The sequence below is a fragment of the Bradyrhizobium sp. TM239 genome (assembly GCF_036247985.1).
Taxonomy (GTDB): domain Bacteria; phylum Pseudomonadota; class Alphaproteobacteria; order Rhizobiales; family Xanthobacteraceae; genus Bradyrhizobium; species Bradyrhizobium ottawaense.
In genome coordinates this window covers 69,980-83,450 of record NZ_BTIR01000016.1, presented here as the reverse complement: position 1 = coordinate 83,450, position 13,471 = coordinate 69,980, and the positions used below count along the sequence as shown (strand labels likewise).

Annotated in this window: 12 protein-coding genes; 10 read left to right on the top strand and 2 right to left on the bottom strand. The window is 63.7% G+C overall.

The window, feature by feature from the left end; genetic code table 11:
* Positions 1 to 98: 98 nt before the first annotated feature.
* Positions 99 to 1,007: a peptidylprolyl isomerase gene (locus AABA84_RS25380; RefSeq protein ID WP_212247113.1), complete on the bottom strand. Its 909-nt coding sequence runs from the start codon at positions 1,005 to 1,007 to the stop codon at positions 99 to 101.
* A 354-nt stretch (positions 1,008 to 1,361) separates the two neighbouring features.
* Here AABA84_RS25380 and secA point away from each other — a divergent pair, with 354 nt between their 5' ends.
* Positions 1,362 to 4,202 (top strand): preprotein translocase subunit SecA, encoded by a 2,841-nt coding sequence (gene secA / locus AABA84_RS25375; protein WP_338313569.1) that lies wholly within the window; start codon positions 1,362 to 1,364, stop codon positions 4,200 to 4,202.
* 372 nt (positions 4,203 to 4,574) lie between these two features.
* Positions 4,575 to 4,979, top strand: coding sequence for a DUF6006 family protein (locus AABA84_RS25370; protein WP_212247108.1), 405 nt, complete (start codon positions 4,575 to 4,577; stop codon positions 4,977 to 4,979).
* A gap of 204 nt (positions 4,980 to 5,183) precedes the next feature.
* On the opposite strand, the gene AABA84_RS25365 is transcribed toward AABA84_RS25370, so the two are convergent.
* The gene (locus tag AABA84_RS25365; protein ID WP_018320557.1) at positions 5,184 to 5,627 is read right to left on the bottom strand and encodes a MarR family winged helix-turn-helix transcriptional regulator; all 444 of its coding nucleotides are present in this window, start codon (positions 5,625 to 5,627) and stop codon (positions 5,184 to 5,186) included.
* A gap of 37 nt (positions 5,628 to 5,664) precedes the next feature.
* On the opposite strand from AABA84_RS25365, the gene AABA84_RS25360 reads away from it, so the two are divergent.
* The 8 genes from AABA84_RS25360 (at position 5,665) to AABA84_RS25325 (ending at position 13,360) form a co-directional block, all read left to right on the top strand.
* The gene (locus AABA84_RS25360) at positions 5,665 to 5,916 is read left to right on the top strand and encodes a hypothetical protein (RefSeq protein ID WP_212247594.1); all 252 of its coding nucleotides are present in this window, start codon (positions 5,665 to 5,667) and stop codon (positions 5,914 to 5,916) included.
* Positions 5,807 to 6,991, top strand: a complete 1,185-nt coding sequence (locus AABA84_RS25355) for a substrate-binding domain-containing protein (RefSeq protein WP_212247107.1) — start codon at positions 5,807 to 5,809, stop codon at positions 6,989 to 6,991. The genes AABA84_RS25360 and AABA84_RS25355 overlap by 110 nt, the downstream gene beginning before the upstream one ends.
* Before the next feature lie 168 nt (positions 6,992 to 7,159).
* Complete coding sequence (locus tag AABA84_RS25350; RefSeq protein WP_338313568.1) at positions 7,160 to 8,674, top strand: amidase; 1,515 nt, start codon at positions 7,160 to 7,162, stop codon at positions 8,672 to 8,674.
* Positions 8,675 to 8,773: 99 nt separating this feature from the next.
* Complete coding sequence (locus AABA84_RS25345) at positions 8,774 to 9,631, top strand: branched-chain amino acid ABC transporter permease (protein WP_028141883.1); 858 nt, start codon at positions 8,774 to 8,776, stop codon at positions 9,629 to 9,631.
* Positions 9,632 to 9,635: 4 nt separating this feature from the next.
* On the top strand, positions 9,636 to 10,853 hold the full coding sequence (locus AABA84_RS25340; RefSeq protein WP_338313567.1) for a substrate-binding protein: 1,218 nt from the start codon (positions 9,636 to 9,638) through the stop codon (positions 10,851 to 10,853).
* 6 nt (positions 10,854 to 10,859) lie between these two features.
* A complete protein-coding gene (locus AABA84_RS25335; RefSeq protein WP_338309023.1) occupies positions 10,860 to 11,951 on the top strand; it encodes a branched-chain amino acid ABC transporter permease in 1,092 nt (363 codons plus the stop codon).
* Positions 11,941 to 12,672, top strand: coding sequence for an ABC transporter ATP-binding protein (locus AABA84_RS25330; RefSeq protein ID WP_338313566.1), 732 nt, complete (start codon positions 11,941 to 11,943; stop codon positions 12,670 to 12,672). The genes AABA84_RS25335 and AABA84_RS25330 overlap by 11 nt, the downstream gene beginning before the upstream one ends.
* A complete protein-coding gene (locus tag AABA84_RS25325; protein ID WP_212247093.1) occupies positions 12,665 to 13,360 on the top strand; it encodes a branched-chain amino acid ABC transporter ATP-binding protein in 696 nt (231 codons plus the stop codon). Before AABA84_RS25330 ends, AABA84_RS25325 begins: the two co-directional genes overlap by 8 nt.
* The last annotated feature ends 111 nt before the right edge of the window (positions 13,361 to 13,471 follow it).

The following is a 13,471-nucleotide window of genomic DNA, read 5'->3' as shown; positions in this document are numbered from 1 at the left end:
GCGCCTTGGTGGGATCTGAATATGCAGATGCCCGGCGCGGGGGCCGGGCATCACGAAGGCTTAGATACTCTTCACGTCACCGAAGTGACAGCGAATTCTTACTTCTTTGCAGGCGGCGCCATCTTGCTGTCGGAGGGCTTCGCCGCATCCGCCGGCTTGGCGTCGGCCGCCGGCTGGTCCAGCCGCTCGACCTTGGCTTCGGCGCGCAGCTTGGCGACGTAGTCGGCCTGGGCCTTGCGGGTGACGTACTGCTCGATCTGGGCCTTGACCTGCTCGAAGTCGGGCGCCTTGCGGTTGCGCTTCTCCTCGACCTTGATGACGTGCCAGCCGAACTGCGACTTGACGGGGTCGGAGATCTTGCCGGGCTCGAGCGCGAAGGCGATCGTCGAGAATTCCGGCACCATCTGCTCCTTGGTGAAGAAGCCGAGATCGCCGCCGTCGGCCGAGCCCGGATCCTTGGACTTCTTCTTGGCGAGCTCGGCGAAATCGGCGCCCTTGTCGAGCTCGGCCTTCACCGCCTTGGCCTCGTCCTCGGTCTCGACCAGGATGTGGCGGGCGCGCACTTCCTGCTCGCCGGTGATCTGCTTGGAGGCCTCTTCATAGACCTTCTTCATGGCGTCGGGGGTGGTAGCGGCCTTGCCCTCGCCCGCGAGCAGGCTGTCCATCAGAAGCCGGTTGCGGGCAAATGCCAGGCGCTTCTTGAATTCCTCGCCATCGGCAACCTTCTTGTCCTCGGCAGCCTTGCTGACGATTTTCATGTCGATCAGGAAGGACAGGACGTTCTCGTCCTTGGTCGCCGGGTCCATCTGGGCGAGGCTCGGCCCGAGCTCCTCTTCGGCCATGGCGACGTCGCTCTTCTTGATTTCAGCGCCATTGACCTTCGCCAGGACCGGATCGTCGGCGGCCCGGCCGGGACCCGCGATCAGCGCCAGCGCAAGGCAGCCCACGAGGGCGGTGGCGAGGCCGAAGCGCAGGCCGGTTTTGGTTACCGGGAACGAGGTGGTCATGGAAAATCCTTATGTTGAAGCAGGGGGCTGCTCGAGCGGGGCGGACACTCGCCCAATACAGGGGGGCTTGGCAACGCGAAAAGTCTGTCAAAATGATGAATTAGCCGCAATGCGCCCGCCGTTGACAAGGCCCTGACCGGGCCATATCTCTGCCCGGTCGCGACCATGGCGATGGCGTTTATTTTGCTGCGTTTTTGGCCGTTGAACCCAAACTTGCCCAATTCCCACCCATATGGCGGATGACCCCCCGCAGTCCGGGCTCTGACGCCATCAGGCGTCACGGTGAGTTGATAGGCAGGCGGGTGACAACTTCTTGGCTGCAACGCGGTTGAATCGCGAACACAGGAACTAGGCATGATCGGCGCGCTCGCCCGCAAGTTTTTCGGCTCCGCCAACGACCGGCGGGTGAAGGGATATCAGTCCCGCGTCAACGCGATCAACGCGCTGGAGGCAGAGGTCTCGAAGCTCTCCGACGAGGCGCTCAAGGCCCGCACTGCCGACTTCAAGAAACAGCTCGCCGAGGGCAAGACGCTGGACGACCTGCTCGTCCCCGCCTTCGCCACCGTGCGCGAGGCTGCCAAGCGCACGCTCGGCCAGCGCCATTTCGACGTCCAGCTGATCGGCGGCATGGTGCTGCACGAGGGCGACATCGCCGAGATGAAGACCGGCGAAGGCAAGACGCTGGTGGCGACGCTCGCGGTCTACCTCAACGCGCTCGCCGGCAAGGGCGTCCACGTCGTCACGGTCAACGACTACCTAGCCCGCCGCGACTCCGGCTGGATGGGCCAGATCTACGGCTTCCTCGGCATGACCACCGGCGTGATCGTGCACGGCCTCGACGATGCCGAGCGCAAGGCGGCCTATGCCTGCGACATCACCTACGGCACCAACAACGAATACGGCTTCGACTATCTCCGCGACAACATGAAGTACCGGCTCGAGGACATGGTCCAGCGGCCGCATTTCTACGCCATCGTCGACGAGGTCGATTCCATCCTGATCGACGAAGCGCGCACGCCGCTGATCATTTCCGGTCCGCTCGACGACCGCTCCGATTTCTACAACACCATCGACGGCTTCCTGCCCAAGCTCGACAAGACCGACTACGAGGTCGACGAGAAGCAGCGCACGGTGACGCTGACCGAAGCCGGCATGGAGAAGATCGAGACCCTGCTGCGCGATGCCGGCCAGCTCAAGGGCGAGTCGCTCTACGACGTCGAGAACGTCTCCGTCGTGCACCACATCAACCAGGCGCTGCGCGCGCACACGCTGTTCACGCGCGACAAGGACTACATCGTGCGCGACGACGAGGTCGTCATCATCGACGAGTTCACCGGACGCATGATGCAGGGCCGCCGCTATTCCGAAGGTCTACACCAGGCGCTGGAAGCCAAGGAGCATGTGCAGGTTCAGCCGGAAAACCAGACCCTGGCCTCGATCACCTTCCAGAACTATTTCCGGATGTACGAGAAGCTCGCCGGCATGACCGGCACGGCGTTGACCGAAGCGGACGAGCTCTTCGACATCTACAAGCTCGAAGTCGTCGAGATCCCGACCAACGTGCCGATCGGCCGCCTCGACGAGGACGACGAGGTTTATCGCACCCACAAGGAAAAATACACGGCCATCCTCGCCGAGATCGAGCGGGCCAATTCGCGGCTGCAGCCGGTGCTGGTCGGCACGGCGTCGATCGAGAAGTCGGAAGTGCTGGCCGAGTTTCTCAAGCAGAACGGCTACAAGCAGATCGATTTCGGCAAGGAGAACGCGCTCGACAAGCTGTACGCTGCCGCGCGTGCCGGCAAGCCGGCGAAACTGTTCGCGGTGCTGAATGCGCGCTTCCACGAGCAGGAAGCCTATATCGTCGCGGAAGCCGGCGTGCCCGGCGCGATCACGATCGCGACCAACATGGCCGGCCGCGGTACCGACATCAAGCTCGGTGGCTCGCTCGAGATGCGCATCCCGAAGGAGACCGCGGGCATCGAGGACGAGGCCGAGAAGGCCAGGAAGATCGAGCAGATCAAGGCCGACGTCGAGCGCTTCCGCGACATCGTGCTGAAGGCTGAAGAGATCGTCGAGATCGAGCCGGCGAAGGGCAACAAGCCCGCCAAGACCGTGACGAAGCCCGGCGGCCTCTACATCATGGGCTCCGAGCGCCACGAATCCCGCCGTATCGACAACCAGCTGCGCGGCCGTTCCGGCCGTCAGGGCGATCCCGGCCGCTCGAAATTCTTCCTGTCGCTGGAAGACGATCTGATGCGCATCTTCGGCTCGGATCGTCTCGACAGCATGCTCCAGCGTCTCGGCCTGCAAGAGGGCGAGGCCATCATCCATCCCTGGATCAACAAGGCCCTGGAGAAGGCGCAGCAGAAGGTCGAGGCGCGCAACTTCGATATCCGCAAGAACCTGCTCAAGTTCGACAACGTCCAGAACGATCAGCGCAAGGTGATCTTCGACCAGCGCGTCGACCTGATGAAGGACGAGAGCGTCGCCGAGACCGTCACCGACATGCGCCACGCCTTCATCGACGACCTCGTCGCCAAGCACGTGCCCGAGCATGCCTATGCCGAGCAGTGGGACGTCGCCGGCCTGAAGGAAGAGCTGAAGCGCGTGCTCGATCTCGACCTGCCGGTCGACGAATGGGCCAAGGAAGAGGGCATCGCCGACGAGGAGCTGCTCACGCGCATCGAGACCAAGGCCGACGAGCACATGGCGGCCAAGGTGGCGCAATGGGGTCCCGACGTGATGCGTTACGTCGAGAAGACCATCCTCTTGCAGACGCTCGACCATCTCTGGCGCGAGCATCTGATCATGCTCGACCATCTGCGTCAGGTCATCGGCCTGCGCGGTTACGGCCAGCGCGATCCCTTGCAGGAGTACAAGACCGAAGCCTTCAATCTCTTCCAGGAGATGAGCGCGCACCTGCGCGAGGCCGTCACGGCGCAGCTGATGCGGGTCGAGATCGTTCCGCCGGAGCAGGAAGCGCCCGTGCTGCCGCCGATGGAGGCGCACAAGTTCGACCCGAACACCGGCGAGGACGAAATGGCGCTCGCCAGCGTCACGCTCGGAGCCCAGACCTCCGACGCCGCGCTGCGCGACCCGAAGAACCCGGCAAGCTGGGGCAAGGTCGGCCGCAACGAGGACTGCCCGTGCGGCTCAGGCAAGAAGTACAAGCACTGCCACGGGCGGTATGCCTGATCGATGATCTCAATACCCAGCGAACTCGCGGTGCTGTGTTGGCCTTCGAGTTCGCGAGGGATTGAAATGCTTCCGATCCATACGGTGCCTGCTGATCTTCAGGGGCATCACGAATGGTGGCCTGCAGCGCCTGTTCCTGTGGTCACTCCCGAGTGCCCGCTGCAGCAGATTGTCGGCGGCCACTCGCTCGTCCGGCTGTGCAGCTGAAGCCTGGAAAGCCGATGGTCAAAGCGCGGCATCGTGTCTCGGAGAACGCCTTCGGGTAGACCATCCAATCTTTTGCCACTGCTCATTGTGATCTGGATCACCTCTACTGAGCTCAATCCGTGTTTTGATTGAATCGCACGGGGGCCGAAAATTGGGAGCCAGACAATGTCCAAACGCGCGCTGCCAACCACCTTGTGTGTTCTTGCCCTGAGTTTCTACGCTTGCGGTTCCGCCCCTGCGAGCCAAGTGGGCGGATGGTGGGGCGGAACATGGTCGTGCAACATAGACGGCCGGTCGGCCCGGATGAAATGGGCCGCCGTTGATGACAGTCAGACAAGCTGTAACGGCGACACTTGCACCACCAGCTCGGGAGCACGCTGGGCAGGCAGCTTCTCAGATAATGGCTCGCGATGGGTGAAGTTAACAAATCCGCGCAGCGGAACGCAGGGCGGCGTGTACTTCAACCATGCCGACGGCAATAAATGGTATTTAGCCAAACCGGTCAGCAACAAGGCCGCGGGCTGGACGACATGGAACGGCCAACGCTATTCCCTCTCGTGCTGGCGATGATGCAATTATGCGGCGCCTGCTCATTCTCCGCCCGGACTTGAGGACGAGCCTTGAGAGCTGAATAAGGCCCGCGTGCGCTCTGTGAGCGTCACCAATGCCAGCGTGACCAGCGCGCGTGCTTTCATGGAGGTCCTCTCTCCATGCATTGAATGGCAGATGAGTGTGTCGGGCTTCGCAAGGCCCCCACGCTCCAATCCACGAGGTCTAATTCGAGCTGTCGATCAAGCTCTCCAGCAGCCGCTTCAATTCGCTCGTCGACTTGTCGCCGTAGCTCTCCAGGATATGCTCCTCCTGGTCGACCGCGAGCGAGTTGAGCTTCTTGCACAGCACCTTGCCGCGGTCGGAGATGAACATCAGCACCTTGCGGCGGTCGCCCGGGTCCTGCACGCGATAGACCAGCGTGTCGGAGACCATGCGGTCGATCATCTTGGTCAGCGTCGGATGGTTGAGCAGCACGGCGCCCGCAAGCTCGCCCATCGAATGGCCGTTGCCATCGGACAGCACCTTCAGGATGCGCCACTGCTCGACGGGAACGCCTTCCTTGCTCAGGCGCAGTTCCAACTGCCGGTTGATCTCCCGGTTGGCTTGCGCGAGCAAATAAGCGAGGTGTTCGGTGATCGGGGTGTTTTCTTTCGACGGTTTTGCCACGGCTAAGACTTCGTCTTGACCCAATTGAGTGAATGTCTTGCAATCGATGCTGCATCTATATGCACTTCAATTCTTGAATATTCAATATTTTCAAAATAGGATCATTGCCCAACAAAAGGGCGGAAGCCGCGGCCGCCTGCTCAATGTGCTTTCAGGTCTGGTGCCAGACAGGAGTTGGCGTGCGCGCGACGGTAAACTTCCCGGCTCACGGCGGTCCGGCGTTGCCACCGTCTTTGCTGTTCAGGAATCTGTCGTCCGCGGCAGCGGATTTCGACCTGTCGCCGTTTGACACGCATGTCATGAAACGCCGCGGCGCGCGCAACAAGCTGCGCATCGGCAATTTCCTCACCTTCACCGGCTCGCCCGGGATCTGGGGCCCGACCTCCACCAACAGCGCCATGCTCGCGGTCGCCGAGATCAACAAGCGCGGCGGCATCCTGGGGCGCGAGCTCGAGCTTTCGATCTACGATTCCGGCGGCCCGATCGAAGACGTCGTGCGGCGCGCCGAGCAGGCGATCGCCTTCGACGAGGTCGACCTGATCATGGGCTCGCATATCAGCGCCGTCCGAGTCGCCTTGCGCAAGGTCACCGGCAACCGCATCCCCTACATCTACACCCCGGTCTATGAAGGCGGCGAGCGCACCCCGGGCGTGATGGCGATCGGCGAGACGCCGCGCTGGCAGAGCCGGCCGTCGATCCACTGGCTCGCGGACGTCAAGAGGGCGGCGCGCTGGTACCTGATCGGCAGCGACTATGTCTGGCCCTGGCAGTCGCATCGCGCGGTGAAGCGCTACATCAAGGAGGCCGGCGGCCAAATCGTCGGCGAGGAATTCGTCCCGGTCGGCGAGGACAATCACGAGCCGCATCTGGCGCGCATCCGCGCCGCCAAGCCCGATGTCGTGCTGATCTCGCTGATCGGCACCGACAGCATCACCTTCAACCGCGCCTTCGCGGAAGCCGGCCTTGCGACGTCGACGCTGCGGCTTGCCGGCGCGATGGACGAGACCGTGCTGCTCGGCATCGGCGCCGACAACACCGAGAATTTGTTCTGCGCCTCCGGCTATTTCAACTGCATGGCCTCGCGTGCCAATGACGAGTTCCTCGGCGGCTACCAGGCCATGTTCGGCCCGCACGCGCCGCCGGTCGGCTCGGTCGGCCAGTCGAACTATGAGGGGTTGCGGTTCCTGGAGTCGGTGGCCAATCGCGCTGGCTCGCTGGCGCTGCGTCCGCTGCTGAAGGCTGCACGCAACACCGTTTACTCGGCGGGCCGCGGTCCCGTCATTCTTCGCGACGGGCGCGCCGAGATGCCGATGTACCTCGCTGAAGCCGACGGTCTCGACTTCAAGCTGATCAAGACGCTTTGAGACGCGGCTGTTGATACGTCGCGGCGGAATTGCGAAATAATACTTGAAAAGGAAAATATTTCCGTCTGTAATATCGACACGGAGCCGATCGGCCCGCGCCGTTGAGGCGTGCGACCGCGAGGCGTCCGTCCAAAAGCCAGGGATCAAGAAGCCTCAGAGGAGAGCGCCGTGACAGTTGTCCTTCCCACCCCCGCCCAATTGCGCAGTGTCGCCGAGCAGTGCGGCCTTTCGCTCACCGATGACGACGTCGCCTCGTTCCGCGGCCTGATGCAGGGCTCGATCGAGGCCTACAATCTCGTTGCCACGATGCCGGACGAGGTGCCCGAGGTGAAATATCCGCGCACCCCGGGCTATCGCCCCTCGGCCGAAGAGAACCCGCGCAACGCCTGGTATCGCAAATCGACCGTGAAGGGCGCCGCCAGCGGCAAGCTCAAGGGCAAGACCGTCGCGCTGAAGGACAACATCATGCTGGCCGGCGTTCCCATGACCAATGGCTCGTCGACGCTGGAAGGCTATGTCCCGGATTTCGACGCCACCATCGTCACGCGCATGCTGGATGCCGGCGCCGAGATCGCCGGCAAGGTGCATTGCGAGCACTTCTGCCTGTCCGGCGGCAGCCACACCGGCTCTTACGGGGCGGTGCACAATCCGCACAAGATGGGCTACTCGGCCGGCGGCTCGTCATCGGGCTCGGGCGTCGTGGTCTCGCTCGGCGAGGTCGACATGGCGATCGGCGGCGATCAGGGCGGCTCGATCCGCATGCCGGCCTCGTTCTGCGGCATCTACGGCATGAAGCCGACCTGGGGCCTCGTGCCCTATACCGGCATCATGCCGATCGAGATCTATGTCGACCATACCGGTCCGATGACCGCGACGGTCGCCGACAACGCGCTGCTGCTCGAAGTGCTCGCCGGCGACGACGGCTACGATCCGCGCATCAAGTCGCCGAAGGTCGAGGAATACACCAAGGCGCTCGGCCAGGGCGTCAAGGGCATGAAGATCGGCATCGTCAAGGAAGGCTTTGAGCAGCCGGTTGCGGAAGCTGCCGTGAATGAAAGCGTGCGCGAGGCGGCAAAGCGCTTCAAGGATTTGGGCGCCACCGTCGAGACGGTGTCGATCCCGATGCACCTCCTCGGCGGTGCGATCTGGACCCCGATCGGCACCGAAGGCCTGACCCAGACCATGATGTTCGGCGACGGCTACGGCCTTAGCCGCGGCGATCTCTACTCGACCTCGCTGATGGATTTCCATCGCGGCTGGCGCCGCCAGGCCGACTCGCTGTCCGAGACCACGAAATTGTTCATGATGCTCGGCACCTACATCAACAACAATTTCGGTCCCCGCTTCTACGGCAAGGCGCTCAACATCTCGCGGCGGCTGACCGCGGCCTACGACAAGGCGTTCGGCGACTACGATCTGCTGCTGATGCCGACCACGCCGATGAAGGCGACCAAGCTGCCGGAGCCCAATGCCAGCCGCGAGGAGTACGTCGCCCGCGCACTCGAGATGATCTCCAACACCGCCCCGTTCGACATCACCCATCATCCCGCGATGTCGCTGCCCTGCGGCATGGTCGACGGCCTGCCGGTCGGCCTGATGCTGGTCGGCCGGATGTTCGAGGAATCCACCATCTACCGCGCCGCGCACGCCTTCGAGCAGATCGGCGACTGGAAGAAGATGTGAGCGGGGCCTTGATGAAGACGGGCGGAAGACCAGAGCGTTTTCGAGCGAAGTGGACGCCGGTTCGCGTCAAGAAAACGCGTCAAAACAAGAATCCAAAGCATGGCTAACGCGTTCGTCGCGGCGTTCGAGATCCTGAGCTTCGGCGCGATCATCGTCCTGATCGTGCTGGGGCTCGGGATCATCGCCAGCATGATGGGCATCTTCAACTTCGCGCAGGGCGAGTTCGTCCTGCTCGGGGCCTACATCACCTATCTCGCCTACGCCAAGGGCCTGCCGATCTGGGCCGGCATGGTCGCGGCGCCTTTCGTCGTCGGCGCGCTCGGCTTCGTGCTGGAGGCGCTGATCATCCGGAGATTCTACGCCGCGCCGATCGTGGCGATGCTCGGCACCTATGCGCTCGGCCTGATCATCCGCGAATCCGTGCGCGGCCTGATCGGCGGCTTCTATCTCACTGTGCCCGAGCCGATCGGCGGTTCGATCGACATCGGCGCCATGCACATCTCGGCCTGGCGTTTCACCATCATCGTCATCACGCTGCTGGTGATGGCCGGCTGCTATCTGCTGCTGTCACGCACCAATTTTGGTCTGCGCATGCGCGCCACGCTGGAGAATCCATCGCTGGCGCGGGCATCGGGCATTTCCACGCCCCTGATGTACGGCGCCACCTTTGCGTTCGGCTCCGCGCTCGCCGGTCTTGCCGGTGCGCTGATCGTGCCGGTGTTCAGCCTCTACGCCGACCTCGGCCTGCGCTTCCTGATTCAGGGGTTTGTCGCCGTCATGGTCGGGGGTGTCGGCTCCTTCATCGGGCCGGTTGCGGGCGCCGGCGTCATCGGAACGCTCAGCGCCGCGCTGCCCTGGGTGATGGCGCCTGTCGTCGCCGACGTCCTCGTCTTCGTTCTCGCCATTGTCTTCATCAAATTCCGCCCGCAGGGCCTCATCGCTGGAAAAGGGGTTTAGTCACATGTTCGATCGCACGCAGCTCTCACGCCGCCGCTTCCTCTCCAATTTCGCCTTTGCCTCCGGCGCGGTCGCAACCGGGGTCGGCAGCTGGGTGATCCCGGCGCCCTGGGCCAATGCGGCCGAAGCCCCGATCAAGGTCGGCATCGCGACCGACCTCACCGGCCCGATCGCCTACGCCGGCAATGCCGATGCCAACGTCGCGAAAATGGTGATCAAGGAGATCAACGCCGCCGGCGGCATGCTCGGCCGTCCGCTCGAGCTCTATATCGAGGACACCGCGTCGAACGAATCGGTCGCGGTCGGCAACGTGCGCAAGCTGATCCAGCGCGACAAGGTCGACATGGTGCTGGGCGGCATCACCTCCTCGATGCGCAACGCGATCAAGGACCCCATCGTGGCGCGCGGCAAGACGCTCTACATCTATCCGCAGCTCTACGAGGGCAAGGAGTGCACGCCCTATCTGTTCTGCACCGGTCCGACGCCGGCGCAGCAATGCGACGAGTTCATTCCGTGGCTGATCAAGAACGGCGGCAAGAAGTTCGCGCTGCCCAGCGCCAATTACGTCTGGCCGCACACGCTCAACGTCTATGCCCGCAAGGTGATCGAAGCGAACGGCGGCGAGGTCGTGTTCGAGGAATACTACCCGCTCGACCAGGTCGATTTCTCCGCGACCGTCAACCGCATCATCTCCAACAAGGTCGACGTGGTCTTCAACACCGTCATCCCGCCCGGCGTCGGGCCGTTCTTCAAGCAGCTCTATGAAGCCGGCTTCCTCAAGAATGGCGGACGGCTCGCCTGCGTCTACTATGACGAGAACACGCTCAACATCAATCAGGCCGCCGAGATCGAGGGCCTCGCCAGCTGCCTCGACTATTTCAAGGTGCTGACCAAGGAGAACCCGTTCGACGCCAAGCTCCAGGCGGCCTATGAGAAGGACTTTCCCGGCAACTTCCTGTTCGCCGCCGGCAGCGCGGCGACCGGCACCTATCGCGGCCTGAAGCTGTGGGAGGCCGCGGTGAAGGAAGCCGGCAAGATCGATCGTGAGTCGGTCGCGGCGGCGCTCGACCATGCCAAGATCGCCGAAGGTCCGGGCGGGCCTGCCGAGATGGTGCCAGGCAAGCGGCACTGCAAGATGAAGATGTACACCGCCGTCGCCAAGGGTGGAAACTACGAGATCGTCGGCCGCAGCAACGGCCTCGTCGACCCCAAGGAATGCTGAGGCGGAATGCCGAAAGCAATGGGCGCAGTGAAGCAGGCAGTCCCCGCCGGGATCGGCGGGGAACAGGACGTTGCAATGGCCGGTAGCCGGGCGGCGGGACAGACCATATCGACGCGAAGGATACTGCCGATCGTCGAGGGCGTCGTGCTCATCGCGGCGCTGCTCGCGCCGCTGCTGCTGCAGGACTATCTCACAGTGTTCGCGACGCGCGTGATCATCCTCGCGCTGTTCGCGCTGTCGTTCGACCTGGTCTGGGGCTATGCCGGCATCATGAGCTTCGGCCAGGCCCTGTTCTTCGGCTCGGCCGGCTATGGCGTGGCGTTGCTCGCACGGGACCTCGACATCACCAACATCTTCCTGGTGCTGCCCGCGGGCACGCTGATCGGCCTCACCTTCGCGCTGCTGCTCGGCGGCTTCCTGCTGCTCGGACGGCATCCTTCCAGCGTGATCTTCGTCTCGCTCGGCACGCTCACCGGCTCCTACGCCGCCGATCGGCTGGCGCGCGGCTGGTATTATCTCGGCGGCCAGAACGGCATCCCCTCGATCGCGCCGATGACGCTCGGTTCGTACGAGTTCACGGAAGGGCCTTCCTTCTATTATCTCGTGCTCGGCATTCTCGTCGTGGTCTATCTGCTCTGCCGTTTCCTGGTGCGCTCGCAATTCGGTCTGGCGCTCGCAGGCCTGCGCGAGAACGAGCAGCGCATCGCCTTCTTCGGCTACAAGGCGCAGCACCTCAAGGCGATCATCTTCACCATCGGCGGCGGCGTTGCCGGGCTTGCCGGCAGCCTCTATGCCTTCCACGAGGGATTCGTCTGGCCCAACATGGTCGGCGTCGTCGTCTCGACGCAAGTGGTGCTCTATGTGCTGTTCGGCGGCTCCGGCACGCTGATCGGCGCCGTCATCGGGGCCGTCATCGTCGAGGGCGTCAGCTTCTGGCTCTCGGACAATTATCGCGATATCTGGCCGATCATTCTGGGCTTGCTGCTGCTGCTCGTCATCCTGTTCCGCCCGCTCGGCCTGATCAGCTTCGTGCTCGGCGAGCGCGAGCGGGTTGGTAGCTTTGGTGCTGCCGCTAAGGAGAATCGCGATGCTCCTTGAAGCCGCCGGCATCAAGAAGATCTTCGGCAAGCTCACCGCGCTCGATGGCGCCGCGCTCAGCGTCGGCGCCAACGAATTCCACGGCCTGATCGGCCCGAACGGCTCCGGCAAGAGCACGCTGATGAAGTGCATCGCCGGCGCCGAGGTACCGACGCAAGGCAAGGTGTCGTTCGTCAACACCGACATCACCGCGTTCACGCCGACCGAGCGCGCCCGTGCCGGCATGAGCCTGAAATTCCAGATCACCAGCGTGCTGCCGTCGCTGACGCTGTACGATAACATCCTGCTCGCGCTGCAGGCGCAGTCCTCGCTGGTCGACCTCGTGTTCTCGCGCACCAGGGGCGCGCTGCATGACCAGGTCATGTCCATGCTGACGCAGTTCCGCCTTGCGAATCGCGCCTTCGAGCCCGCAGCAGCGCTGTCGCACGGCCAGCAGCAATGGCTGGAGATCGCGATGGCGCTTGCGGGCAAGCCGAAATTGCTGCTGCTCGACGAGCCGACCGGCGGCATGAGCCTGGAGGAGCGCCGCGTCACCGGCGAGCTGCTTCAGCCGATCAAGCAGCATTGCTCGCTCGTCATCGTCGAGCACGACCTCGATTTCATCCGCGACATCTGCGATCGCCTCACCGTGCTCGACCAGGGCAGGGTGCTGGCGTCCGGTACGGTGTCGGAGATCCAGGCCAACAAGGCCGTCCAGGAGATTTATTTGCGCCGTGCCTGAATTTTTGGACATCAAGCATCTCGACGCCGGCTATGGCCGCAGCCAGGTGCTGTTCGACGTCAACCTCGGCATTCCCTGGCGCGGCGGCGTCGCCGTGCTCGGGCGCAACGGCGCCGGCAAGACCACGCTGATGAAGACCATCGTCGGCGAATTGCCGGCGTGGAAGGGCGAGGTCGGCTTTGACGGCCGCGACATCAGTCGCCGCGCCACCCAGGAGCGCGTCCGGGCCGGCATCGGCTACGTGCCGCAGGAGCATTCGGTGTTCGCGCGCCTGTCGGTGCGCGACAATCTCGCCGTCGGCTCGCTCGCGAGCAGGAAGGCCGACGCCGTTGACCAGGTGCTGACCATCTTCCCGAAGCTCGGCCAGCGCCTCGACCAGCCCGCCGGCACCCTGTCCGGCGGCGAACGCAAGATGCTGGCGATCGGCCGCGCCATGCTGGGCGATCCCAAGCTGCTGCTGCTGGACGAGCCGACCGAAGGCGTCTGGATCGGCGTGATCGAGGAGATCACCGAACGCCTGATCGATCTCGCCAAGAGCATCGCCGTCATCATCGTCGAGCAGCACCTCGACCTCGCGCTGCGCGTCGCCGACTACGCCTATGTGCTCGACCGCGGCCGCGTCGCGCTGCAAGGCGAGGCGGGCGAGGTGCGGGGCAATCCGGAGCTGATGCGATATCTGGCGCCGTAGAGTGTCACTTGCCACCAGCTCCAAACCCCTCGCAACGCGCCCTTCAGTCCCGTCATCCCGAGGTGCGAGCAGCGCGATGCGTAGCATTGCGTAGCGAGCCTCGAAGGATGA

Excerpts from the sequence above, each read along its gene's own strand:
- AABA84_RS25335 (WP_338309023.1), top strand. The coding sequence starts at position 10,860 with ATGCCGAAAGCAATGGGCGCAGTGAAGCAGGCAGTCCCCGCCGGGATC.
- AABA84_RS25340 (WP_338313567.1), top strand. The coding sequence starts at position 9,636 with ATGTTCGATCGCACGCAGCTCTCACGCCGCCGCTTCCTCTCCAATTTC.
- AABA84_RS25345 (WP_028141883.1), top strand. The coding sequence starts at position 8,774 with ATGGCTAACGCGTTCGTCGCGGCGTTCGAGATCCTGAGCTTCGGCGCG.
- secA (WP_338313569.1), top strand. The coding sequence starts at position 1,362 with ATGATCGGCGCGCTCGCCCGCAAGTTTTTCGGCTCCGCCAACGACCGG.
- AABA84_RS25330 (WP_338313566.1), top strand. The coding sequence starts at position 11,941 with ATGCTCCTTGAAGCCGCCGGCATCAAGAAGATCTTCGGCAAGCTCACC.
- AABA84_RS25370 (WP_212247108.1), top strand. The coding sequence starts at position 4,575 with ATGTCCAAACGCGCGCTGCCAACCACCTTGTGTGTTCTTGCCCTGAGT.
- AABA84_RS25380 (WP_212247113.1), bottom strand. The coding sequence starts at position 1,007 with ATGACCACCTCGTTCCCGGTAACCAAAACCGGCCTGCGCTTCGGCCTC.